This is a genomic window from Moorena sp. SIO3A2 (genome assembly GCF_010672265.1).
Lineage (GTDB): Bacteria > Cyanobacteriota > Cyanobacteriia > Cyanobacteriales > Coleofasciculaceae > Moorena > Moorena producens.
The window spans coordinates 214635-238994 of sequence record NZ_JAAHHC010000011.1; the positions used below are offsets into that span (position 1 = coordinate 214635).

The 24360-nt window shown below is 44.0% G+C and carries 20 protein-coding genes; 8 read left to right on the forward strand and 12 right to left on the reverse strand.

All coding sequences use genetic code 11. From position 1 onward, the window contains the following. Window positions 1-33 precede the first annotated feature (33 nt). Window positions 34-1755, forward strand: a complete 1722-nt coding sequence (locus tag F6K64_RS14810; protein ID WP_287265699.1) for a DUF6909 family protein — start codon at window positions 34-36, stop codon at window positions 1753-1755. A 369-nt stretch (window positions 1756-2124) separates the two neighbouring features. Here the strand turns inward: F6K64_RS14810 and F6K64_RS14815 are convergent, their stop codons facing one another. Then, window positions 2125-3111 (reverse strand): calcium-binding protein, encoded by a 987-nt coding sequence (locus F6K64_RS14815; protein WP_287263335.1) that lies wholly within the window; start codon window positions 3109-3111, stop codon window positions 2125-2127. A 944-nt stretch (window positions 3112-4055) separates the two neighbouring features. Continuing rightward, window positions 4056-5429 carry a calcium-binding protein gene (locus tag F6K64_RS14820; RefSeq protein ID WP_071103113.1) on the reverse strand — a complete coding sequence of 458 codons (1374 nt, stop codon included), beginning with the start codon at window positions 5427-5429 and terminating at the stop codon, window positions 4056-4058. Window positions 5430-6653: 1224 nt separating this feature from the next. Between F6K64_RS14820 and F6K64_RS14825 the strand changes: the two genes are divergently transcribed. Further along, on the forward strand, window positions 6654-8018 hold the full coding sequence (locus F6K64_RS14825; protein ID WP_071103112.1) for an NB-ARC domain-containing protein: 1365 nt from the start codon (window positions 6654-6656) through the stop codon (window positions 8016-8018). Between the two features lie 256 nt (window positions 8019-8274). On the opposite strand, the gene F6K64_RS14830 is transcribed toward F6K64_RS14825, so the two are convergent. From F6K64_RS14830 to F6K64_RS14845, 4 genes are all read right to left on the reverse strand, one after another. Continuing rightward, window positions 8275-9453 carry a calcium-binding protein gene (locus F6K64_RS14830; RefSeq protein ID WP_287263338.1) on the reverse strand — a complete coding sequence of 393 codons (1179 nt, stop codon included), beginning with the start codon at window positions 9451-9453 and terminating at the stop codon, window positions 8275-8277. A 712-nt stretch (window positions 9454-10165) separates the two neighbouring features. Then, window positions 10166-11029 carry a calcium-binding protein gene (locus tag F6K64_RS14835; RefSeq protein WP_287265702.1) on the reverse strand — a complete coding sequence of 288 codons (864 nt, stop codon included), beginning with the start codon at window positions 11027-11029 and terminating at the stop codon, window positions 10166-10168. 474 nt (window positions 11030-11503) lie between these two features. Then, window positions 11504-11728, reverse strand: a complete 225-nt coding sequence (locus F6K64_RS14840) for a hypothetical protein (RefSeq protein ID WP_008181557.1) — start codon at window positions 11726-11728, stop codon at window positions 11504-11506. Between the two features lie 29 nt (window positions 11729-11757). Next, on the reverse strand, window positions 11758-12417 hold the full coding sequence (locus F6K64_RS14845) for an ester cyclase (protein WP_008181559.1): 660 nt from the start codon (window positions 12415-12417) through the stop codon (window positions 11758-11760). Window positions 12418-12584: 167 nt separating this feature from the next. Between F6K64_RS14845 and F6K64_RS14850 the strand changes: the two genes are divergently transcribed. After that, the gene (locus F6K64_RS14850; protein WP_044492507.1) at window positions 12585-13139 is read left to right on the forward strand and encodes an FAD-dependent oxidoreductase; all 555 of its coding nucleotides are present in this window, start codon (window positions 12585-12587) and stop codon (window positions 13137-13139) included. A 143-nt stretch (window positions 13140-13282) separates the two neighbouring features. Here the strand turns inward: F6K64_RS14850 and F6K64_RS14855 are convergent, their stop codons facing one another. Together F6K64_RS14855 and F6K64_RS14860 are read right to left on the reverse strand one after the other, a co-directional pair. Continuing rightward, window positions 13283-13510 carry a PEP-CTERM sorting domain-containing protein gene (locus F6K64_RS14855; protein ID WP_008181562.1) on the reverse strand — a complete coding sequence of 76 codons (228 nt, stop codon included), beginning with the start codon at window positions 13508-13510 and terminating at the stop codon, window positions 13283-13285. A gap of 57 nt (window positions 13511-13567) precedes the next feature. Continuing rightward, entirely contained in the window at window positions 13568-15007 is a 1440-nt protein-coding gene (locus tag F6K64_RS14860) for an RNA-guided endonuclease InsQ/TnpB family protein (RefSeq protein ID WP_229414406.1), read from the reverse strand. Window positions 15008-15065: 58 nt separating this feature from the next. Here F6K64_RS14860 and F6K64_RS14865 point away from each other — a divergent pair, with 58 nt between their 5' ends. Then, complete coding sequence (locus F6K64_RS14865) at window positions 15066-15263, forward strand: hypothetical protein (RefSeq protein ID WP_008181567.1); 198 nt, start codon at window positions 15066-15068, stop codon at window positions 15261-15263. Between the two features lie 101 nt (window positions 15264-15364). Here the strand turns inward: F6K64_RS14865 and F6K64_RS14870 are convergent, their stop codons facing one another. Continuing rightward, on the reverse strand, window positions 15365-15712 hold the full coding sequence (locus tag F6K64_RS14870; RefSeq protein WP_008181569.1) for a hypothetical protein: 348 nt from the start codon (window positions 15710-15712) through the stop codon (window positions 15365-15367). Window positions 15713-16264: 552 nt separating this feature from the next. Between F6K64_RS14870 and F6K64_RS14875 the strand changes: the two genes are divergently transcribed. From F6K64_RS14875 to F6K64_RS14885, 3 genes are all read left to right on the forward strand, one after another. After that, entirely contained in the window at window positions 16265-17047 is a 783-nt protein-coding gene (locus F6K64_RS14875) for a DUF3598 family protein (RefSeq protein ID WP_008181571.1), read from the forward strand. A gap of 381 nt (window positions 17048-17428) precedes the next feature. Further along, window positions 17429-18160: a DUF3598 family protein gene (locus tag F6K64_RS14880; RefSeq protein ID WP_008181574.1), complete on the forward strand. Its 732-nt coding sequence runs from the start codon at window positions 17429-17431 to the stop codon at window positions 18158-18160. Between the two features lie 161 nt (window positions 18161-18321). Beyond that, the gene (locus F6K64_RS14885) at window positions 18322-18531 is read left to right on the forward strand and encodes a hypothetical protein (RefSeq protein WP_154659718.1); all 210 of its coding nucleotides are present in this window, start codon (window positions 18322-18324) and stop codon (window positions 18529-18531) included. On the opposite strand, the gene F6K64_RS14890 is transcribed toward F6K64_RS14885, so the two are convergent. From F6K64_RS14890 to F6K64_RS14900, 3 genes are all read right to left on the reverse strand, one after another. Next, window positions 18493-19377 carry a hypothetical protein gene (locus tag F6K64_RS14890; RefSeq protein WP_008181576.1) on the reverse strand — a complete coding sequence of 295 codons (885 nt, stop codon included), beginning with the start codon at window positions 19375-19377 and terminating at the stop codon, window positions 18493-18495. The genes F6K64_RS14885 and F6K64_RS14890 overlap by 39 nt on opposite strands. Window positions 19378-19401: 24 nt before the next feature. Next, entirely contained in the window at window positions 19402-19590 is a 189-nt protein-coding gene (locus tag F6K64_RS14895) for a hypothetical protein (protein ID WP_131826882.1), read from the reverse strand. Window positions 19591-19915: 325 nt separating this feature from the next. Beyond that, complete coding sequence (locus F6K64_RS14900) at window positions 19916-21964, reverse strand: ABC1 kinase family protein (protein ID WP_287265704.1); 2049 nt, start codon at window positions 21962-21964, stop codon at window positions 19916-19918. A 497-nt stretch (window positions 21965-22461) separates the two neighbouring features. Here F6K64_RS14900 and recN point away from each other — a divergent pair, with 497 nt between their 5' ends. Then, the gene (recN, locus tag F6K64_RS14905; protein ID WP_287252817.1) at window positions 22462-24288 is read left to right on the forward strand and encodes a DNA repair protein RecN; all 1827 of its coding nucleotides are present in this window, start codon (window positions 22462-22464) and stop codon (window positions 24286-24288) included. Window positions 24289-24360 lie beyond the last annotated feature (72 nt).

A 24360-nucleotide genomic window follows, 5' to 3' on the forward strand; every position in this document is an offset into this window, starting at 1 on the left:
TATCATTCCTAGCAATCGTAACAGAGCCTCTGTATGACTATTCCGGTTCCGCCAAGAACTCGCGCTCAAGAATCTCGGGCTGCTATCGAACGGATTTATGTGATCATGCGACATCTATTTATCCGAGGATACTACAAGCCGGGGGGTGCTTCTGGTGCAGCGTTGAGGCAAGCGTTGCTGACTTTGCAACCAGAAATTTATGGCTCCATTGCTGACCCACAGAAAGTGGAATTGAATGGTCTAGTTTATGTTATCGATCGCTTACCCTGCGGCATGGAAATGTGTCGTTTTGTGAAACTGGTGGCGGCAGAAGGGTATAGTCAATCAGGATTTGAGACAATTGTTCCTGCTAAACGTCGCCGTAATTGCTACCGCATTGATGAAGAAACGATGCTGATCGAAATTACCCGAGGGCGTAGCGAGATTTATGACATTCTTACCCATCTGACTTTTATTTATATCGAAGCTAATAAAATTAGAGACCATGCTCTGGAGGAAGGTCAACCAACACGAGAGTGGATAAAGCTCGAAGAAATGGTTACAGGTCAACAATCCCCGGATAATCCTAAGTCGTTGGTGTCAGAAGACCTGGAAGTCCAGCATCGAGCTTTTTCTTACTTAAGTACTCTTTTAGGACGCACGTTTGAAGAAACCAAACACGCTTACCATCGCCTTGCTCAGGGAAGATCTGATAATAATGGTCTATTTGATATTATTTATTGGCTGGGTCGAGTGGCGATGGAAGAAGTCCAATCCCAACGCGATCGCAAAATTACTTTCAGTTCCACACTCCGGGAGCGGATTGGACATCATATCCACGGGGCGCAGTGGGCCAGTGATGTTAAAGGCTTTCTGTTAGAAAACAATTTATGGGAGCGCCCACTCCATATTATTAGTGCGAATTTGCATAGCGTGATGAATTGCTTATTTGCGCCATCAGCACTGAAACCAACCTTGGGACAGGACAAAAAAATTGAGGAAATTGCCCGTGAGTTAAGTTTGCCAGAAAACGCCCACCTAAACCAAGAGGTTAGGGAGTTTGCCTTGCAAAACGGGATGTTTTATCTGGCCGATCGAGCTGGGACAAATATCCACGTGCAAATTTTTGATACTGCTATGTTACCCCTCCCTTTGCTTTCCCCTGAATTACCAATTAATCCTAACATAATTGAACAAGAAAAGCCAGTTATCTTGGTAATGGATTATGCCTTTGGGGAACAAGCGTTTGAGATTATGGATGAATTACTCAAACCTTATCAAACCAGCGGGCACTCCAAAAAACTTAATGTGAAGTCGATTTCGGTAATGGGAAAAGCGGGAATATTGGTGGGAGAAAAGGGAGATTTAATGCTACCAACGGCACACATTTTTGAGGGGACAGCGGATAATTATCCTTTTGTTAATGAGCTAAAGAGTGAGGATTTTAAAGATGATGGAATTCCCATTTATGAAGGAGCGTTGGTGACAGTAATGGGAACCTCTTTGCAAAACTCTGATATTTTAGCTTACTTCAAAAGTTCATCTTGGAATGTGATTGGCTTGGAGATGGAAGGAGCACACTTACAAAAGGCAATTCAAGCTGCTTCTATGATCCGTAAAAGTATTGATGATAAGGTAAAGCTGCGTTATGCTTACTATGCTTCTGATAACCCCTTGTTGACTGGCAGCACCTTAGCTTCCGGGGGATTGGGAACAACAGGTGTGAAGCCAACCTATTTAATCACTATGAAATTTCTTCAGAAAATCCTGGCATAGTTGATGTAGGGTGGGCAGTGAACCAGACCGATTCACCAAGCCATAGCCCATGGCTAGCCACTGCCCACCAAACGATTAATCACAATTGATGTAGGGTGGGCAGTGAACCAGACCAATTCACCAAGCCATAGCATTACTAGGGCGTGTTTTCAAACTCGGAGATCCCCCTAAATCCCCCTTAAAAAAGGGGGACTTTGAGAATGGCTCCCCCCTTCCGCGCGGGGGGTTGGGGGGGATCTAAATCTTGCGGAAAACTTTGAAAACACGGCCTAGGCACTGCCCACCTTAGGATGAAAACACAGAACAGGAAACTAATCAAATCAAGGAGATTTTAACTAGTCAGTTGTTTCCCCCACCGTGTACTAGTCGTTATACAAAGATCAGATCGGCTGTTGTATAGGTATCAGTAACTATAGCAATAACCTCCAGGGAAGGAGTATTCATAGAGATAAAGTTAGCCCCAAAGATATAGTCGCCGATTGCTCCATGGAGTTGAATTGTATCCGTACCAGATTCGAAATCCGTAATTACAGCGTAATCATTGAAACCAAACCATCCTTGCCCAACATAGTAAGCATTGCTGCTATCTCCAAGCACAAATGTATCAGCACCAGCTCCTCCGGTTAAGATATCAATTTCATTAACACCTGGATTGCTACTGGTGGGATCGACACCTACGATGGTATCATTACCAGAGCCACCAAACAGAGAGTCATTACCTAAGCCACCTCGAAGAGAGTCGTTACCTGAGTCCCCAGACAGGGAGTCATTACCTGAGCCACCCAGAAGAGTGTCATTATCTAAGCCCCCAGACAGGGAGTCGTTACCTAAGCCCCCAAACAGAGAGTCGTTACCTGAGCCCCCAAACAGAGTGTCTTCACCTGAGCCCCCAAACAGACAATCGTGACCTGAGTCGCCAGAGAGAACATCATTACCTGAGCCCCCAAACAGAAAATCGTTACCTGAGCCGCCGATAAGAATGTCATTTCCCTCTTGACCAAAGAGAAGGTCATTGCCCTCAAGTCCTATAATGATGTCATCTCCCTCAAGTCCCAGGATTAAATCGTTGTTGCTAGTACCCAATAAAAAGTCAGGATTGGGAGTACCAAAAATCAACTGAAAAGGCCCTGAGATTTTAGTTGTCGATGATAAAGTCTGTAAGTCTGAATCATCGGAAACTAACTGTTGTATTTGATTAACACTTAACTGAGTCAGAGTAGGATTGTTAGGAGGTAAAATGGGGCTAGGAACTTCCTGATTCAGGATAGATTGTGGCAGTGAGTTGATTGACTCTAGTTCGGATTCTGGAATTAGGCCGGATGGTAAGTTCTCAATTGTATCTATGAACGTAGCCATGGTAAATTTACTCCTGTTTTTTTCAAGATTTTAATTAGGTATCTATAAAAGCTATCCACCTGGATTTGGATAATTATGCAAAAAGCGTAATATTTTTTTTTCTAGAAGGGAATTTTATGGTACTTATGTACTACAAAAACGGCGAAACAGCGTATAAGCAAGGATTTCAGCAAATTTAAAAATTTTATTTGAGAAATAAAAATTACCCCAAGTTATTGACAAAAGTCATAACTTGGGGTAATTAAATCAGTCTGTAGGGTGGGCAGTGAACCAGACCAATTCACCAAGCCCAAGCCCATTGCTAGGCACTGCCCACCAAACGATTAATCACAGTTGATGTCGGGTGGGCAGTGAACCAGACCGATTCACCAAGCCAAAGCCCATTGCTAGGCACTGCCCACCAACGGATTAATCACAATTGATGTAGATGTAGGGTGGGCAGTGAACCAGACCGATTCACCAAGCCATAGCGCAATGCTAAGCACTGCCCACCAACGGATTAATCACAGTTGATGTCGGGTGGGCAGTGAACCAAACCGATTCACCAAGCCAGCGATCGCATTGCTAAGCACTGCCCACCAAACGATTAATCACAGTTGATGTAGATGTAGGGTGGGCAGTGAACCAGACCGATTCACCAAGCCAGCGATCGCATTGCTAAGCACTGCCCACCAAACGATTAATCACAGTTGATGTCGGGTCCGCAGTGAACCAGACCGATTCACCAAGCCAGCGATCGCATTGCTAAGCACTGCCCACCAAACGATTAATCACAGTTGATGTCGGGTCCGCAGTGAACCAGACCGATTCACCAAGCTAGCGATCGCATTGCTAAGCACTGCCCACCAAACGATTAATCACAGTTGATGTCGGGTCCGCAGTGAACCATACCGATTCACCAAGCTAGCGATCGCATTGGTAGGCACTGCCCACCAAACTAATCGTTATACAAAGGTCAAATCCCCTTGGTTATAGCCACCAGACACAATCGCAATAATGTCAAAGCCGAAATTAGGCGCGATCTTCTCAACAGAGTCCAAACTACTATCCCCTATGGTCAGCTGAGATTCAACACCTAAACTCTTACCTCCAGCAATATCATTAGCAATCTGTTCCACTGAAGCAAGACTTTTATCAGAAGAAGAGAAGCCTTGATTGACAGCGATAAAGTTTGATGCAAAGGTATAGTTGAGCCCTGACTTGAGTTGAATTTTATCCGTACCGGATTGGAAATCCTTAAGTAGAGCGTAATCATTCAGACCCAAAAATCCTCCACCACCGACATAGTAAGGATTCTTGCTATCTCCCATCACAAATTTATCAGCACCAGCTCCTCCGGTTAAGATATCAATTTCATTAATACCTGGCTGTTTACTGTTGGGATCAACACCTACGATGGTATCATTACCACCGCCACCAGTAATATTGTCACTTCCGGCACCACCAGTAAGTTGATTACTGTTGTTATCACCAATAATGGTATCGTTGCGACCAGCACCTTTGACATTCACAAAGTTTTGGACAGTGCGATTAAGAACGGGACCATTAACAACATTAATCTGTAAACTGTTCTGTTGCAGATTTACGTTCACAGACGCACCAGTACCAGCAGAAGAGGCATCAATCGTATTAGCTTGACCGGCATCCCCAATAATCGTCTCCACTCGGATCAGTGTATCCTGACCAAGACCACTTTTGTTAACGATTCCCGTGGGTAAAAGAGTAATGGCTCGACCCAGACCAGTGTAATCGACGGTATCATTGCCTTCCTCTCCATCCAGGACATCATTACCACTACTGCCAATGAAATGGTTTTTGCCAGTTCCCCCGAATAGGGAGTCATTACCAGAGCCACCATCCAAGATATCATTACCAGAACTGCCAAACACAAAGTCGTTACCTGAGCCGCCAGATACAAAATCGTTACCTGAGCCAGCGATAACAATGTCATTTCCCCCTTCACCAAACACAAGGTCATTGCCACCTAGTGCTAAAATGACGTCATTTCCGCCACGTCCTAGGATTAAATCGTTGTTGTTAGTACCCACTAAAAAGTCAGGATTGGGAGTACCAATAATAAAGTTAAAAGGCCCTGAGATTATAGATTTCGAGGATAAGCTTTGTACGCCTGACTCATTGGGAACTAACTGTTGTATCTGGGTCAAATTTAACTGAATCGGTGTACCAGCAGACTTAGATAAATCGGGGCTAGGAACTACCTGATCCTGAATAGATTTTGGCAGTGACTTGATTAAATTTAGTTCTGATTCCGGAATTAAGTTGGATAATTTCTGAGTTTCATTTACTAACGTAGCCATGGTTAATTTACTCTTTTTTTTGGTATGAATCTACCTTAGCGATCGCAGCAGCTATAAAATACCTAATGGTGATTAGGACTTGATTAGGTTTTAGGATTAGGTCAAGGAGTATAGCCTTGATCAAATAGGTGAAGTACACAATAGCAAGGGGAACAGCGGATCTAGGAACAGCGGATCTGGGAACAGGAAAAGGAACACGTAAAAAATAGGTGTGTGTAGCTAATTAATATGAGAATCGCTATAGTTATTAATTAATTATTAATAAACAATTAATAATTGTTTATTGTGACTTGTTACTTAGCAGCACCAGCTCTACCCAAAAAAAATATATGTAAGCATTCAGCCGTCAGCCGTCAGCCGTGGGCTAAAAGCCCACGCTACGCGAACAGCTGACGTAACAAAGATTAAACGAATGCTTACTTGTTTTATTTAAAAGCTCAAAGCTCAAAGCTGAGAGCTGTTCGCGTAGCGTGCGCGTAGCGCATTAGCTGATAGCTGAATGCTTACAAATATATAGCGTTAATCCTACTGATGAGGTAGATTTAATTTTCTTACCCCGACTCCCGACTCCCTCGGTGCGCTTTCCGTAGGCGAATTAAATTCGCCACGGGTCGCACCGCTCCCGACTCCCGACTCCCTAAAACCCCAAGGGCTAGGTACCTCACCCAATTGAGAACTGCTATGGTACCCATAACGGGTACTGTCAAATTTTCTCAAATAAAGTAAACTAGAGTTATCAGTCAATCGGTTATCGGGGGTGTTTAGTTTAGGAATTAAATTAAATTCAACCTAAATTATCCCAATTGACCTGATAATTACCTATGTATAAAATGGTAAGATTAACTTAGCTTAAAAAAAACAATTTAGCCTTACAAATTTAGGGGGTGCATCTCATTTTTGCTGTTTGATCTAGTGGTGCGTTACGGGACGGACTTTCCCAACACTGGCTACCGATAAAATGAGGGCGAGCCCGTCTTATCACGCACCCTACCCAACTTTTTTACAAATATGAGATGCACCCAATTTAGGGACAGTAATCAGGGTAATTTGCTTACGTAGAGATGTAACAAAAACTGATTTTTTCAAACAGTATAGTTATCAGCATCGGGGACATCTACGTTTTGCAAATATATCTAGTAAACGCTCCCAATAGCTACCTTATTGATTAGTTAATTTATTAGTTGATAGGTAGCTATTTCGTGAGCTTGATTAGGATTCCCTACTATGAAATCTAACACCAATCGATTTGAAGATGAACTGTTTATCAAAGCAGCCAAGCTGTGGAATTTAGAAAAGTTGTATACAGAACTAGCTCATAAAAAAAACATTGCTACAAATAGGGAAATCAAATTGACCCCAGTGGAAAAAGCATGCTTAAGAGGTTTGCTGTGCGGCTATCCTCCTAAAAAAATTGCTGCTGCTCTCCATTGGAGTTGTGGCTCACTTAGCGTTCAACTCACTAAAGGTTTGTATCGGTATGTAGAAAGCTTAACTAATCGGAAATCGAACACCCTAAAAAGTTGGAGAGATATCTCTATATGGCTGGAAGCCGCTGGATACAAAACTCCCCAGCAGTCCCAAGATTGGGGTGAAGCACCACAGATTTCTGCATTCTATGGACGCACTAGGGAACTGAACACCCTTAAGCAATGGATTAGTCTCAAGGGAAGCCAATTGGTAGCAATACTTGGGATAGTAGGCGTTGGCAAAACATCGTTAGCTGTCAAGCTAGCACGAGAGATTCAGGAGGAGTTTGATTATATTATTTGGCGATCGCTATCCTCTGCCCAACCCCTGAAGCAACTGCTGGCACAACTGATTCCATTCCTGTCTCACCACCAGTCATCGGAGTTACCAGAAGACATCAACCTGCTCATGTCTCACTTTCTAGAGTGTTTACGAGAGCATCGCTGTCTGGTAGTACTCGATGATGCTGAACAGATTTTAAGCCGTGGCACTTTAGTTGGACAGTATCAAGCCGGATATGAGGATTATGGTCAACTTTTTAGACGAGTAGCACAAGAAAGACACCAAAGTTGTTTGCTCCTAATCAGTTGGGAACCACCGCTACAAATGGAGTTACTTGAGAAAAAAAACTATTCCACTCGTTCATTAACCCTAAACGGTTTACCAACAGAAGATGCTCGGAAACTATTAGCAGCTAATGGTTTGTCTGAACAAGAGCAAGACACGGAACTCATTAAACGTTATCGAGGCAATCCCTTAGGGTTAAAGCTGGCTGTGACAACGATTAAAGACTTTTTTTTTGGTAGTGTATCGGAATTTTTAAGTTGGGAGGAAATGATTGTTCCTGAGCCAATGAGAGCAATGTTAATCGAGCAATTGAATCGGTTAGATGAGTCAGAGAAGAAGGTGATTGCCTATCTAGCTAGAAATCCTACTCCCATTTATATTAAACAATTGCGCCATAGTATTACCTTAGACTATAATTCACAACTTATTTCAGTTTTACAGTCCTTGGAAAGGCGTTCACTAATAGAAAAAATTTCCCACAGTAATCGAACATTTTTTACCATAATTCCTGTACTTAGGACGGTGATTAATCAGCATGAAGGTTGTTTGCCGTAGGGGTTCGGTCTAGGTTAGGTTGAAGGTTGAAGGTTGAAGGTTGAAGGTTGAAGGTTGACTGTCAACCTTCAACAAAAAACGACTATAGCAATTCTCATCACCAGTGAGGTACACAGGATTTGTTCCCTACTCCCTACTCCCTGCTCCGAAGTCCCTGCTCCGAAAGCGCCCCGCGTGGCCCACGGCCTCAGTCCCTAAAATCCAAAATGTACCTCACCGAATTGATAAATGCTAGATAAGTTAACTTTTAATTAACTTAAAATACCTCAAAGTCTGTGAAATCTACCGAGGTGCTGGTGTCGATTGTAGCAAACTGAGCTCCGCTTCCCAGACCACCTGCACTGCCATTCTGGTTGTAGAATAGACCGCCGGTTTCGCTGTTGTAGACAATCAAAGCACCACTACTTTCTACCTGGCTATTATCAGATACAACCGCCCATTCACTGCTATCTAAGCCCCCACTGGAGGTACCAGTGAGCGCAGTGAAGGTGTCCTGTTCCAGACTAATTTTGTCTTGACCTCCGATAAAGTTAGTAATGCTATCGAGACCCAAATCGCTTGAATTGAAAGCTACTCCACTGTCAAAAGTAAAGGTAGTAATACCGTTGCCACTGATTAGGACATCATTACCATCTCCACCAACCAGATTGTCATCGCCATCACCTCCAATCAGAGTGTCATCGCCAGCATCTCCAATTAGGTTATCATCACCAGCTCCGCCAACCAGGCTATCATTGCCAGCATCACCCCTGAGGTTGTCATCGCCAGCCCCGCCAATCAGGGTGTCATTGCCATTACCTCCAATACCAAGCAAAGGTAACACAGCATTGGTTCCATCGAGAAGGTCATTACCATCACCGCCGTTAAAGACTACCAGCTGTACATCAGTACCGGACAAGTCATTAACAGTTAAGGTGTCATCACCCCCAAGACCATTGATCTCAAACTGTTCTACATCATTGACATTCAGGTTGAACAGACCGAGATTCAACCGCTCAAAGCGTACCCTGGGGCCATTGGGGTTGAGGGCAAAGTTATCTCCGGCACCATCTGCGCCATTCACTTCTACTACATCAAAGCCAGCACCCCCTTCCATGATATCGCTGCCATCACCGTCATTCCAAATCATTCGGTCATCACCATCTCCGCCATTGATATTGTCATCACCGCGATCGCCAATCAGGGTATCATTGCCTTCACCACCATCTAGAAGATCAATACCATCACCACCGCTTAATAAATCATTACCAGCTCTGCCATCAAGTAAATCTTCCCCAGCAGCCCCTGCCAGGATGTCATTGCCATCACCCCCATCAAGAAGGTCATTGCCACCCAAACCTAGTAAGGTATCATTGCCAGCACCCCCGATCAGGTTATCGTCATTGTTGTCTCCTGCTAGAAAGTCATTACCTGGACCGCCGATTAATGTATTCATGAAAGTTGCTCCTGAATTTTGTCTAGGTTGTAATAGGTATCTATAAGAGCTATCCACCTATGTTTGGGTAATTATGCAAGAAGCCTACTATTTTTTTTTCTCTAGAAGTTAACTTACTATGTACATATGTACTAATTAGACGTCGAAACCGCCTATACGCAAGTATCTCACCGAATTGATAAATTCTATTTTAGAAACAAAAATTACCCCAAGTTATTGACAAAAGTCATAACTTGGGGTAGCGTCTGAATCAGACAAGTGAATCAGACAATTGGGGATTTAGCGTACCCATTCACCCACATCCCCTGTCCCATTTAGGTTCATGTAGGGTGGGCAGTGCACCAGACAGATTCACCAAGCTGGGCTTTGCCCGTTCCTAGGCACTGCCCACCCTAGGATTAATCACTGTCCCATTTAGGTTGATGTAGGGTGGGCAGTGCACCAGAAAGATTCACCAAGCTGGCCATAGCCAAAGTAAGCACTGCCCACCAAACGATTAATCACAATGGTTCGAGTACTCAGGTTGATGTAGGGTGGGCAGTGCACCAGAAAGATTCACCAAGCTGGCCATAGCCAAAGTAAGCACTGCCCACCAAACGATTAATCACAATGGTTCGAGATCTCAGTTTAACGGAGAGGAAGAAAAGGGGGAAACGGGCCAGATCAAGGAGATTTTAACTAGTCAGTTATTTCCGAGACGGTGTACTAGTCGTTATACAAATATCAGATCCCCTTGGTCATAGCCAGGAGAAACTATAGCAATAACATCAAAGCCCGAACCAGAATCGAGAGCGATAAAGTTGGAACCAAAGGTATAGTTGATGCCTTGCTTGAGTTGAATTTTATCCGTACCAGATTGGAAATCTGTAATTAGAGCGTAGTCATTGAGACCCGCAGGTCCTCCCCCCCCGACATAGTAAGGATTATTGCTATTTCCAATCGCAAATGTATCAGCACCAGCTCCTCCGGTTAAGGTATCAATTTCATTAACACCTGGATTGTTACTGCTGGGATTTACACCTACGATGGTATCATTACCTAAGCCCCCAGACAGAGAGTCGTTACCTACACCCCCAGACAGAGAGTCGTTACCTACACCGCCAATCAGGGTATCTTTACCAGCTCCGCCAATCAGGGTATCTTTACCAGCTCCGCCAAGCAGACTATCATCACCAGCTCCGCCAACCAGGCTATCTTCACCAGCCCCGCCAACCAGGCTATCATTGCCAGCATTCCCCCTGAGGGTGTCATCACCAGCTCCGCCCATCAGGGTATCTTTACCAGCTCCGCCAATCAGGGTATCTTTACCAGCTCCGCCAACCAGGCTATCATCACCAGCCCCGCCAACCAGGCTATCATTGCCAGCATTCCCCCTGAGGGTGTCATCACCAGCTCCGCCCATCAGGGTATCTTTACCAGCTCCGCCAATCAGGGTATCTTTACCAGCTCCGCCAACCAGGCTATCATCACCAGCCCCGCCAACCAGGCTATCATTGCCAGCATTCCCCCTGAGGGTGTCATCACCAGCCCCGCCCATCAAGGTATCGTTACCTGGACCGCCTATTAATACAACCATGAAACTTACTCCTGAATTTTCAGAGAGAGATGGTAAGTAGGTATCTATAAATAGTTACATACCTCTATGTCGAGAATTATACAAGAAGCCTACTATTTTTTTTTCGTAAAAGTTAATTTTATTTACAAAACCTCCTAAGAGAGGGACTTTCAGCCTCCAAAAGAAGTCCTCAAACCTGCTTCAAGACTTCTTTTTTGCCAGTGTACAGCAATCACAGACCTGAATAGATGGGGTAATCAGGTAATGGGGTGATCGGGTGATGGGGGATAATCTACCTAACCTGATTTCCATATAACTGAGATCTTGCACCAGTACAAAAAAACTTAATAACGGAAGTGATAACAATCAATTTCAGCACTGAAATAGTCAAATCTTATCACTGTTCCCAGATCCGCTGTTCCCTGTTCCCTAACTTGACAGGTAAATTTTAAACTTGGTGCAAGATCTGAGTATAAGCGATTAGCCCTAAGCAGGCTAGGCTTCGGGAACCCTTGAGGCAACAATGGGGGATACAGGCTTTGAGCAACTACGGTAGATTAAGGCTTCCAGGGTTACGTCGAACTCAGGTGAGATTTTATCGAATTGAAAGTCTGGGAAAAAGCCCTTGGCCAAAGCCCACGCTACGCCCATAAGCTGAAAGCTGAAAGCTGTTCGCACCTCAAGCAGCGTGGCCACAGGCCAAGGGTGGGCGTAGCGCATTAGCTGAATGCTTACGAATTATTTAAATTTTAAGAGTGGAAGGGACAGCCTGATGTTAATTGCTTGAGAAACAAACTGTTATCGAAGAAATGCTCCAAGGAGACAATCTTCAAGTCTTCAGTAACCCGAGCAATACTGATGCCAAAAACTTCTATAGTTTCTCCTGTGGGTTCATGGCCTTTAAAGGAACCGCTAAACGTCCCCCAATGCCGCCACTTAAAGGTGACATTAGGAGGTGCGGAAAGCACTTCCATCAGTTCCCAGAGAAAGCCATTAGGAAAAGCCTTATGGAAAATTTCTATGGATGATTCAAAGGTTTCTTCTGTGGAGCGATAGTGTTCCGTATCCCCAAGAAATACGTTGTATGTTCCGATATCAGCAACAGTCTGGGCATTGTACTTTGGTCCACCGTTAGTGCTCATCCGAAACTGGTCGGCAACAATAGACAACCACTGTTCAGGATTAGCTTTATAGGAGGCTTCCATCTCGAAGGTTCTGACTAAGTTTTGAGCGATCGCTTCCAAAGACCCCTCTGGATGATTAAATTTACTCCCTTTCTTAAGAAATTGATTAGTTTGGGCATAATCAGGGCGTTTGCCCTCTCGCCATTCAACCCCAGCATCATTGGCGATAACTGTATCTCTTTGCTGCACCCAAAGAGGCAATCCTGTGGACTGACTATTACTCATTGAAGTATCTCAGTTCAATTGATTAGAATTCCTCAACAATTTTGCTAAATTGTCTTCTTGTTACCATGGCAAGTACATAAAAATTAAACTATTTGAGAGGATTGTAATAGTACACAATAAAATGAAATATTAAAATAATCAAATAATGCAATAATCACTACAAACTAATGACTACTAGAGGTCTTAATCGCCGTAAATTCCTGGGTCGGATGGCTCAGTCTGCCCTAGCCACCCTCGTGGTAGGACGAGCATCTAAACAGATTGCTGCATCTGCTTCGATTAAGCCCACCTCAGTAGTGGTGATCGGTGCTGGTCTTTCCGGTTTATATAGCGCGTTGCTATTAGAGGCAAAGGGGATTTCGGTAACGGTATTGGAAGCACGCGATCGCATTGGTGGTCGTGTCAAGGCTGAACTGAAGCGAATTCGCCCTGCTACTGAAAGTAATGTGGAGATAGCCCGTGTGGTTTCCTGGGGTAGTGATCCTTATGCTCAGGGAGCTTATGCTCACTTTGCCCCCGGACAAATTCGCGGATTTCAGGACAAGATGGCTAAACCCTGGAATCGAATTCACTTTGCTGGGGAACATACTGCGATCGCATCTCCTGGAATGGAATCAGCGTTGGAATCAGGGGAGCGAGTTGCTGGAGCGATGCAGCGCGGTCTTGGGGGTTTCCCCCATGAGCGACTGCATCAAGAAGAGATTTTGGCTCGTGTTGTCTGAAAAAGTAAAAAGGGCAAAGAGGGGGTGGTGCGTTACGGGGCTCGGTTTTTTAACACTGGGAACCGATAAAATCAGGCCGATCCCGCCCCTAACACACCCTACGCCACTTGCTAATTGATGAAATAATTGACAACTATTGAGCGTTAACCGTCAACGGTAATTTTTTGTCGTTTGCTAATAATCAAAAGTGCGATCGCACTGATCAAAATCAACATCCATACCTCTGGTTCAGGAACACCGGAAACAGTAAAGGGATTAGACGGCTGATTCAACTGTTCTTCCCCAGTTTCCACCTCTCGGTCAAAGCGATCGCTCGACGCTTCTGCTTCTTTGAGCATCCTTCGTTGCTCATCATTCACCAGCACAATCATGGATGAATAGGGACTGACAATGTCTTGACATCTCCCCCGGTTGAAACACGGGGGATTCTATGAGGTTGTGAAGTCGCAGCGGTTTTCCCGTGCGACTATCGCCGTTCGCGCAGCGTGGCCTACGGCCAAAGGCGACGCTTCGCGAACACAGCTCATTCGGTATGATTTTTTAAGATACTTAAAAATGTCATAACGATGTGGGAGTGTCAAAGCTCCCCTACCCATCTTGGTTAGATCGAGACCTAACTGTTTGGCTACTTTCCTAGTAATATTTCCTGCGCCGTTGCAGTCTGCGTTAACTAGGTATCCTTTTGCAGTCTTGTAGAGTCCACGTCTTACTCTTTTTCCCGAAGGTTGCCATCCACTGGGTTTTTCACCGTGCTTAGGTAATGGATCTTCGTCTAAGTACGACGCCTTACTCGTATAAGACTCTTCGGTTACTGTCAACTTAATGCCATATTCAGGGCACATTTGTTTCAGTCTTTGAATCAACCTCTTCGTGGGGATTGCCACAAAGTTTTGATTACCTCTGCGACCCATATTGATCGAATCTTTTTGCCGCTCATTCCATCCAATCACAATATTTCCAATGCGATCGCTGAGGCAGCGGTTAATAATAAAGCGAGCGGTTTTGTTGACTGCATCCCGCATTTGGTTATTTCGTTTCCGCTGCACCCGATCAAGCTTGCTATCCCAATAGAACTCAGGTTTTCCTGTTTTATACTTTGCGACCAGGCGAGCATAACCCTGGTTCATTGACTTCAGCTTTCGACCGTCAATGATTAAACTCTTCCCATGAGTTGAGACGCCGGTTAGCCAATTATCCCCACCATGATCGAAGCTCCATGCTTGAGAATAATCAAGATTTGGGTTGTTTTCTACTGGTTGCTTCTCATCGTCTATAACCCAATTGATCCATAGCTGCCCTAAATATGGTCGAACGGTTACCTCTTTAACCCAATCTGGGTCAACAAAGGCTGGTGGATCTAAGACTACGTCACAAATTAATTCGGGTTTAGATTCTTTGCTAACCGATGGGTAGAACAAGCCTTGTTTGTAGGTAAGAGCCTGTCTAGGAAAAGTAACAGCAGCCAATCCTCCTTTTTTGCGATACCTAGGAAGCCTTGGCCTATCAACTTCTCCTTTGTAGTATTTACTAACTAATTGGTTGTAACCAGTTAAAGACTCTCCCACTGACTTTAAGGTCTGTTGAGCTGACTGAGCAGCCATAGCCTTATAGTGTGGACTCATCTTGAGAGCTTTGTCTAATTCAGGATATCTTACCGCACATTTATAAGTCTTCCAGCCAAACTTGAGGGTGTCGTCACGCCAATAAGTGTTGTAGGCTTCAGGTTGTTCGCGCAACCAATCATAATGCTTGTTTTTTACATAATAAATAGCGCAATTTATTAAGCTGTTTGCTTGTCGGCATTGAAACAACCAAAAACCTTTCTCTTCATCTGAAAAAGTCGCCTTTACTGGAATCGTCCTATATATATGACATCAACTCCTTGTCTTGCTAGATTATTATTAGTATACTTTAGGGTTCTAGACAATGTCAAGTACTGAAGATCGAAAAACTAAAAAACGAATGAGAGGAATACCAGTCTATTACGATGAACTAAAAAAGCAGCACGGCGTCTTTTTGACCGATACCGCCTGGAAGTGGTTACAGCTTTCAGCCAAAGACTCTGGAAGTAGTGTGGGGGAGTTTCTTGAGCGCTGGATCAGGAGTGAGATAGACAAAGCTTAAGAGGGACACGGCGGGGTGAACCCCGTCGCGTCCGTTTCATCCCCGGTCATTAGACACAGGGTTCTCACGTTCCCGGATGTTTTGATAGCCATCCGCCACACTTACCACCGATGACCCCAAGGCTTCTTGAGTAAATTGAGTTGTGGGATATACACCAACCACCTGAATGCGATCGCACTAATCCCAGACCCTAACATTAGCAACAGCGGATAGAGTCTTAAGGTGGGAGTTGCTGACACAGTTATAATTAAGCGATCGCGCCATAGCTGTACCAAACAAGCCATGATCACAACACCGATTAGCATCAGATTTAGCAGTGATGCATACTTAAATGACTCAAATAGCCATTGCAGTGCCCAGATATTACCCAAAAGCCAAGCCACTACCAGCACGATGGTGCTGGCGAGGTTTTGACCTCTGGGGGGATCGGAATTCATCCCAGCTGTCATAACAAGTTTCTCCTTCAGAGAAATAAAGTGTGCTAAAAAGGACTATCTATCGGGAGCTATCACTTATGCAGAGCATTTATAAAAAAGCTATAGCCCTCTCATGGGTTTTAGCTTGCTGTGATCGTACATATAGCGTTTATAGGATTTATGAGGTACGCTTCTCAACCTCATGGCATAGAGAATTGCTATAGTTCATAGGTTCTAAAAATTTGACCTGATCCCTATCTACCTGATCGAACACAGTTATTTATTGGTAATTTGTAGTTAGTAATTGCTTATTTGGAATTGCTAATTATTAATTGGTAAAGGTTCCCACAATTATCCATAACTCTTTTATAATTACCGTTTACCCTACGCTAATTTCTCCAGAGTTAAGCCAGTAGCCCTTCAAATTACCAACCATTATAGAAGCAATTTAATAAAACAGTATAAAAACCGGATATCTAGGGATCCTAAATAAATTGTGATAATTTTTGCTCCCAGATCCGCTGTTCCCAGATCCGCTGTTCCCTGTTCCCTTTTGTTTTTGTAACAATACTTTACACAATAGCTATGAATCAGACATTTGAACAGTTAAAGCAGCATAACTGGACTAATTTTATGACCCATCATTTACATAATTGGTATGGGTCTTGGACAATTTATTCCCCTGAAGGTGAAGTGATGGAATCCTTTGTCGGTAGTCGATGCTCTATTAGTGATTCTGAACAAACTCACATTAACCAAACTAACGTATATATGTATGACAATGGAACTGAAGAGGAGAAGGTTTACCAGAATACTCCCAATAGTTTAATCAATGGTTTAGCTGAACAAACCGATCAAGCATCCTTTATGTATATGTTTGATCAAGGCTCGGCTATTTGGACGGTAAATCGATTTGAACCAGGAGAGTTATTTGCAGTAGAGTTCTGGTTTAGATATCAAGAATTACGTCATAGTCTGCTAGTAATGTATAACTCAGATGGGGAATTAACTAAAACAGTCAGTGTCCGAGAGGAGGATTTGCAAAAGCCCTGTGATCATTGGACACTTAACCCATATTTAATCCCCGATCGAGATATCCTTAATGGGGAAGAAGGATTAGCAATTACCCTTACCCCAGTCACTCAACTATCTCAGCCAACACCAACTCATTTAGCTTGGGAATATCCAGACTATCAAACCTTTTATTATCCAGATGGGATATCATTAAGTTATCCCCCCAAACTAAAACCAGAAATGTCTTTCGTTGTGATTGGAGATTGGCAAGTTAATCCTAATATTAGACAACAACTGCTAGTTGACTATAATTCATCCGGTGAGTTATCCGGTTTAACCTTAAAGAGTAATTAATCAGAGATGGGGAGATGGGGCATAGTTTGATTAAGGGTAATTATACAGACATTACCTAACACATTAATAATGTAACATATAAAAACCTATACTACCGATTTTTGGTGTTAAAGTCGAATATAAAATAAGTAAAATAACAGTTTTGATTGATAGCCAAAATTAAACTATATAACAACTATATAAGTAGTGATGATACAGCCTTTATTATAGATATGAGGTACACATAATTTTTTCAGTCTTGCTTCTTACCTTTTGCCTCTTGCCTCTTGCCTCTTGCCTCTTGCCTCTTGCCTGCTCCCTGCTCCCTGCTCCCTACTCCCTAAAAACCATAAATTTGTACCTCAACCAATTTCAAACTGCTATATATAACAGAATAAACCTATGGATCGAAAACTCCAAAATTGGAAGAAGTTCTGTCGATATTATTCAGGAGACTTCTATGGGATTTGGACTAGATACTCAACCACAGGAGACGTCATAGAATCTTGGCGCTGTATTAGAAGCTTTCGTCCCACAGCAGATTGTCGTGAAATACATCACCAAAATCACTATACTTATGCTAATGGCAAGACGGAGACAAAAACCTTTAAACCCTACAAGCAACCTATCACAACCGGCTTGTTTTTAGACAATGGCTTTTCCTGGGGTTCAACCACAGTAAAATCCGGCTCCACGTTTTTTTCCGATATATGTTTAAGATATGAAAATAGTCGTGCTACTGCGATTGCCAAATACGATGAAAGTGGCAGCTTAAAACGCTTTACTGTCTTTCCGGAACACCTAGGACATTTCGTGAATGTGCCTGCTCTACCTCCCGCCCATGAAATTAGTAGCGACTGGCAAGGAACAGTGCAAACAATAACCCCGGACTGGCAAATTTCAGGCCCAGTAGTAACCTCATGGCAACCGTTAGACGATTTAGCTGAAGATTACCTGAGGTTACACTTTACCAACCGTATTGCAATCAGTTGTCCGGCACAGGTAGAGAGTGGAAAAGCGTTTTTTGTGGCAGTGGATTGGCTGGTTAACCAGACTTTATTGCAACGAGGCACTCGCCACTATGATCGATCGGGCTTTACCAGTTTTACCGTAGAAGTATTTACGATTCAGTAATATCATGTCCGGTTGAATACTTATACTTTGGGGAAAGCAAGGCAGAGGGCAGAAGGCACCCACCCCTAACCCCTCCCAGGAGGGGTTAGGCAGAAGTAAAGGAGTAAGGTTTCAAGGATAATGGTGTTTTATAAATAATTATCCGAACATGATATAAAACTATGATAAAAGATATATTTAAAGATACTCTTAAGCTCCCAAAACTACTTCTTACCGATTACCGATTACCGATTACCGATTACCGATTACCGATTCCCGATTACCGATTCCCGATTCCCGATTCCCGATTCCCGATTCCCGATTCCCGATTTAACACTAATGAACTAGTTAAGTCAGCCCGGTACTCTAACTTCATAGTTTACGGTTCCTAGCCAGGACATCCCAGGTATTTGGTATGGCTTAAATAGTAAACCATCTAAGTTGCCATACTTGACTATATGCTTGATAAAATGTTGAGAACCTTTAAAAATATCAACACTATTAGGTATAGAGTTATCTTCTGAACCTAAATTTAGAGGTAATTTAGCTAAATCCTTGATAGACTTTAACGACTCATAGGCTGAAGAAAACTGGATATAAGTAGAAATAGCGCTACGCATTTTTGAATCAAGTCCAGCTGGATTCTTAAGTTTATCTTCTTGAATAACTGCGCCAAAACGCTTTTTAATAAACGTCCTAACATTTTCTGAGTAGGACTTAGAATTATACTGATAAATCGCCTGAGTAATGGAAGATTGCTTACGAGAGTTAATCATTTCTCCTACTACGTAAGCTGCAATATCCGCAGTATAATCAGAATCTCTGGCTAACCTATCCAAAGCTTCCTCGACACTGTTAACATCTATGTTGTCATTGGGGTCTCGATAGGCCACAATCGCCGAACCAATATCTCCAGCCCATGAGGTATGGTCACCAGTCCAGCTAGTAAAATCTGACCATTGGAATCCAGGCTGATCAATTTGATCAGAAAGGGAACCGATAAAATGACCAAAGTCGGTAATTTCACCACTTAATACCAATTCATTGATATTGAGTTTTCCTTCAAATTCATCTCGAATATACTCTTGGTGATACCCCGTAGCTGTACTCCATAATCTACTAGTATATGCCTTCTTAGTGTACCCACGCAAATGATTAACAATTTCATAAGCCGATTTACCAGGGTTATCACGTTCAATTTTCTCGATGAATTCCAATGCTTCTTGTAGTTTAGACATAGGTTTAAACTAGATTAATCCCTCTTAGTCATACTGTAACCTACGTCTTGAATTTGTTAGATTCCGGATTTGTTGGGCAGATTTAGGTTGAATGGTTGTTCGCGTAGCGTGGCCGTTCGCGTAGCGTGGCCAAAAGGCCAAAAGGCCAAGGTTGTTTGGTTGTTCGCGTAGCGTGGCCGTTCGCGTAGCGTGGCCAAAAGGCCAAAAGGCCAAGGTTGTTTGGTTGAACGCGATGGACAAAGTCCCGCTTTCAGCGATCGCGTGGCCTTTTGGCCAAGGTTGTCAGGTTGTTTGGTTGTCAGGTTGAAGGTTGGATGGTTGAAAGTTTGGAAGTTTAATAACCTGTAACCTGTAACCTGTAACCTGTAACCTGTAACCTGTAACCTGTAAGCTTCAACTGCGTCACCTGTAACCTGTAACCTTCAACCTTCAACCTTCAACCTTCAACCTCTAACCTTCAACCTTCAACCTTCAACCTTCAACCTCTAACCTTCAACCTTCAACCTCTAACCGCATTTCCAAATAAAATTTCTATAATCTATCGCATCGCAGCAGCAGGGGGCAAAACTAAGTTAGGGTTTGAGCCCTGGCCATGACCGTTAGCGGTGCCATTGTCAGGATTATCCTGGAGTAAAGCATCCCGAATCATCCGAGCAATTACTCGCTGTGCTAAACCACCAGCAATTTTTTGTCCCATTTCCTGGGTCTCCTGTTTGATCAACATTTGAGGAATAACTGGCAACAATTGCATTAGGTCAAAACCAGGAGTGTCTTGTAAAATTTTCCAAATCCGCTGGATATTCTCAGTAGTTTCGGGTTGATCTTCTGGCTTCTTGTCTTGATTATCTTTATTATTTATTTCTAAGCCTAGACGTTCCTGCAAGGCATAACTGACGTTATCCAATGTCCGTCTTCCAAAGCTATCGATCGCCTTGACAATTTCATTGACCAACTGCTCCCGGATGAAAGCTCCTCGATCTGAAAAAATAAAGTCTAGGGTCTGATCTAAGACTTGGTTGATATCATAATCTGGAGAATTTCCAGCATTGCGCAACAGGTTTTCCAGACGGTTCCAACGGAAACCGCCATCCTTAAACAGTAAATCCTTCAAGGATGCCCGTAATTCCGGTGATGGATCTGTCAATAAGCGCTTGGCTACATAAGGATAGGCTTTACTGAGTACTTTGAAATCTGGCTCAACATTCATGGCAATCCCTTCTAAGGTGACTAGGGAGCGAATAATCAGGGCGTAGTAAGCGGGTACCCGGAAGGGATACTCATACATCAAAGCTGATAACTGGTCAGTGATACTCTTAAAGTTGAGTTCTGCCACACTGGCTCCCAAGGCGTTGTTAAAAACCTTGCCTAGGGCAGGAATAATCGGTGTCAGGTCTGTATCTGGGGTGAGAAACTCCAGCTTCACGTAGTCCTTCGCCAAACCAGGGAAGTCACGATTGACCAGATGGACAACAGCTTCAATCAAACCATAGCGCTGATACTTCTTGACTTGGCTCATCATCCCAAAGTCAATATAAGCCAGCTTGCCGTCAGAAGTGGCTAACAGGTTTCCAGGGTGAGGGTCAGCGTGAAAGAATCCGTATTCCAGTAGCTGTCGCAAGGAACAGTTTACCCCAACTTCAATCAAGTGCTTGGCATCAATGCCTTTAGCCTTGATTGTCTCCATATCCGTCAGCTTACTACCCGTTACCCATTCCATAGTCAGGACACGACGCCCGGTGTAGTCCCAGTAAATTCGGGGAACATAAATTTCCGGTAGTTTGCCGTAAAGCTTGGCAAAGCGTTCAGCATTGCGCCCTTCATGCTGATAGTCCATCTCTTCAAAGATCCGGGCACCAAACTCATCCATGATGGCAACCAAGTCACTGCGCACCCGCTTGACATTGCTTTGTACCCACTGTGCCAGACGGCGTAGAATGTAAATATCTAGGGTAATTTTATTTGCCAATCCTGGTCGCTGTACCTTGACCGCAACAGTTTCCCCAGTTTTGAGTTTGCCCTTATAGACCTGTCCTAAGGAAGCCGCTGCCACAGGCTTTTCAGTCAGTTCAGCGAAAATATTTTCCGGGCGATCGCCTAATTCTTCCTCAATAAATTTATAAGCCACCTCATTCTCAAAGGCTGGGAGTTGGTCTTGTAGCAGCGTCAACTCATCCAAGAAAACTTGTGGGACTAAATCCGGTCGTGTGGAAAGAGCTTGTCCGATTTTAATGTAGGCTGGTCCTAGGTCGGTTAAAATTTCCCGCAGCTGAATCGCTCTGCGCTGGTTCTCGGTAACATCCCGACCCCGAAACCGATCCCACCACAGACCTAGAGCAAACGATATAAATGACGAAATGATGGTAAAAGACCGCCCTAGAACTGACAGGTATGCGTTCTGGTACTGGGCTGCGATCGCTGACGGGTCGTAGCGTGGTTTGTCTGTTTCCAAGACAGAGGATCCCGTTGTCGAGCTCAACTCTTCCTCAACTGTGATCTGAGTTCCCGACACTGGTACCACTGACTTGTCCGCATCAGCCTGTGAGTCTAGTGCTTGAACAGAAGTTGGGGAAACTGTTTTAGGATTCATAAGAAGATATTTCCGACGGACAAACAGAAGCGATTCTGTAAACTATTGTAACAAAAGGGGGATATCATTAAAACTTAATAAAGGTTCGGCAATCTTCATACCAAAATGGTGGAATAACCCATTCCTGGGTAAGAATACGTAAGCCATCAGCTATCAGCCATCAGCTAGCCATTAGCTATTAGCCAAAGGCCACGCTACTGTTCGCGCAGCGTGCCCGTAGCGCAATCGGTGCTTTTAGGTGCAACCCGTGGCAAATTTAATTCTTAATGGTAAGAGCGCACCTTTGAATAAAATAAGCTGACGGCTGACGGCTGACGGCTGACTGCTTAAAGGAATACTGATTTTTAGTGGACACTTGACGATAAACTGAATGGTGAACGGTCAACGATTACTAGAGTTAACCCTTAGACTTCAATTGGGTATTAGGGTGTGACTTTTTCTAAATTGTTACAAAATGTGTTTACTATCACAATTTTCCCAACAGTGAATTTTGCTCAATGTTAGTTTATTTGCGAATTCACAACTTTGCCTTAATTGACCACCTAGAAGTGGAATTCGGTGCTGGCCTAAATGTGTTGACTGGGGAAACCGGTGCGGGTAAGTCCATTATTTTGGATGCCATTGATATTGCCCTGGGGGGAAAAGTAACCAATCGGCTGATTCGCACAGGGACTAAACGGGCTTTGCTAGAAGCCACCTTCTCGGTAGATAACCCCTTGATTGCCTGGTTGAGTGAGCAAGAAATTGACTTACTTGATCAAGCCGATTTAGTCTGTAGCCGAGAGATTACCGCAACAGAAAAAGGCATGCGATCGCGTTCTCGGGTCAATGGCACGATAGTTAATCGGCAACTGATGGAGGGACTGCGTGAGCGCTTGGTAGAAATTACTGCTCAGGGTCAAACCATACAGCTAATTATGCCAGCACGCCAACGAGGGCTACTCGACCTTTACGGCGGTTCCCTTGTGATCCAACAGCGAGATCGAGTTGGATCTGCGTATATAGCTTGTCAAGAGGCCAAGAAAGCTCTAGAGACACAGCAAAAGTCTCAGCAAGAACGCCTACAACGTCTGGACTGGTTAGAGTATCAAATTCAAGACCTCAGTGCTGCCAACCTTAGCGCTCCTGACGAACTTGAACAGCTTGAACGTGAACACCAGCGTCTGAACCATGTTGTGGAACTCCAACAGAGGAGTTACCAAGTCTATCAAGCACTTTACCATAATGATCAGGGGACTTTAGCTAGTGCTGACTTATTGGGTCAAGCGGAAAGTACCTTACAGGATATGGTAGACTATGATAGTCAATTGCAACCTCTACTAGACTTAGTCAGTGGAGCATTGGCTCAAGTGGTGGAAGCTGCCCATCAGATTAATGCCTATGGAGATGGACTAGAGACTGATCCGGAACGTCTCCAAGTGGTGGAGGAAAGAATTGGGGTTCTTAAACAAATTTGCCGCAAATATGGACCAACCCTTGCTGAGGCAATCGCTCACTATGAGAGCCTACAGGCAGAACTGGAAGAATTAGGCAGTGAAGGTGCATCTCTAGAACAATTAGAGAGAAATTACGCATTGAGTCAGGAAAACGTGACCGATGAATGTGATCAACTGACCAAATTGCGCTATAGGGCTGGGTCAGAACTGGAAAAACAGCTGGTTAACCAGTTAAAGCCCTTGGCTATGGAGAAGGTAAAGTTTACAGTGGAAATCAGCCCCATTGTCCCCACGGCAGCTGGTGCTGATCAAGTCACCTTTTACTTCTCTCCCAACCCCGGAGAACCCTTGCAACCTCTTGCTAAGACGGCTTCCGGTGGAGAAATGAGTCGATTTTTACTGGCACTGAAAGCCTGTTTTTCCAGCAGTAACCAGCCAGGAACAACCTTAATTTTTGATGAAATTGATGCTGGGGTGTCTGGTCGGGTAGCAGGAGCGATCGCAGAACGACTCTACCAACTCAGTCAACGCCACCAAGTTCTTTGTGTGACTCACCAACCGTTAATTGCTGCGATGGCAGACCAACATTTTAGGGTGGATAAACAGGTGATTGCTCAACCGATTTCTAGCATTTTGAAACAACCATCTTCCCCTCAAGTTAACCGCTCTGGCAGGACTCAAGTAGTTACCCAAATCCCGGAATCTGGAATGCCCGAGCTTCGAACTGTAGTAAGGATTAGTCTCCTGAATCATCCCCAAAAGCGGCAGGAAGAAATCGCTCAGTTAGCTGGTGGACAGTCGGCTCAAGACGCTATGAATTTTGCGGCTTCCTTGTTGTCCCAAGCTGCTAGCTGGCGTAAGACATGCACAGTGGGAAGACAGGACTAAGGCCAAAGGCGTTGCGTCAGTCTTTGAATGAATAGGAGATTAGTGGGCATCCTGCCCGCCCCAAAAGATCGC

Bases quoted from the DNA above. Each gene is read 5' to 3' on its own strand.
- F6K64_RS14810 (WP_287265699.1), top strand. From the start codon at position 34: ATGACTATTCCGGTTCCGCCAAGAACTCGCGCTCAAGAATCTCGGGCT.
- F6K64_RS14815 (WP_287263335.1), bottom strand. From the start codon at position 3,111: ATGGCTACGTTCATAGATACAATTGAGAACTTACCATCCGGCCTAATT.
- F6K64_RS14820 (WP_071103113.1), bottom strand. From the start codon at position 5,429: ATGGCTACGTTAGTAAATGAAACTCAGAAATTATCCAACTTAATTCCG.
- F6K64_RS14825 (WP_071103112.1), top strand. From the start codon at position 6,654: ATGAAATCTAACACCAATCGATTTGAAGATGAACTGTTTATCAAAGCA.
- F6K64_RS14830 (WP_287263338.1), bottom strand. From the start codon at position 9,453: ATGAATACATTAATCGGCGGTCCAGGTAATGACTTTCTAGCAGGAGAC.
- F6K64_RS14835 (WP_287265702.1), bottom strand. From the start codon at position 11,029: ATGGTTGTATTAATAGGCGGTCCAGGTAACGATACCTTGATGGGCGGG.
- F6K64_RS14840 (WP_008181557.1), bottom strand. From the start codon at position 11,728: ATGCGCTACGCCCACCCTTGGCCTGTGGCCACGCTGCTTGAGGTGCGA.
- F6K64_RS14845 (WP_008181559.1), bottom strand. From the start codon at position 12,417: ATGAGTAATAGTCAGTCCACAGGATTGCCTCTTTGGGTGCAGCAAAGA.
- F6K64_RS14850 (WP_044492507.1), top strand. From the start codon at position 12,585: ATGACTACTAGAGGTCTTAATCGCCGTAAATTCCTGGGTCGGATGGCT.
- F6K64_RS14855 (WP_008181562.1), bottom strand. From the start codon at position 13,510: ATGATTGTGCTGGTGAATGATGAGCAACGAAGGATGCTCAAAGAAGCA.
- F6K64_RS14865 (WP_008181567.1), top strand. From the start codon at position 15,066: ATGTCAAGTACTGAAGATCGAAAAACTAAAAAACGAATGAGAGGAATA.
- F6K64_RS14870 (WP_008181569.1), bottom strand. From the start codon at position 15,712: ATGACAGCTGGGATGAATTCCGATCCCCCCAGAGGTCAAAACCTCGCC.
- F6K64_RS14875 (WP_008181571.1), top strand. From the start codon at position 16,265: ATGAATCAGACATTTGAACAGTTAAAGCAGCATAACTGGACTAATTTT.
- F6K64_RS14880 (WP_008181574.1), top strand. From the start codon at position 17,429: ATGGATCGAAAACTCCAAAATTGGAAGAAGTTCTGTCGATATTATTCA.
- F6K64_RS14885 (WP_154659718.1), top strand. From the start codon at position 18,322: ATGATAAAAGATATATTTAAAGATACTCTTAAGCTCCCAAAACTACTT.
- F6K64_RS14890 (WP_008181576.1), bottom strand. From the start codon at position 19,377: ATGTCTAAACTACAAGAAGCATTGGAATTCATCGAGAAAATTGAACGT.
- F6K64_RS14900 (WP_287265704.1), bottom strand. From the start codon at position 21,964: ATGAATCCTAAAACAGTTTCCCCAACTTCTGTTCAAGCACTAGACTCA.
- recN (WP_287252817.1), top strand. From the start codon at position 22,462: ATGTTAGTTTATTTGCGAATTCACAACTTTGCCTTAATTGACCACCTA.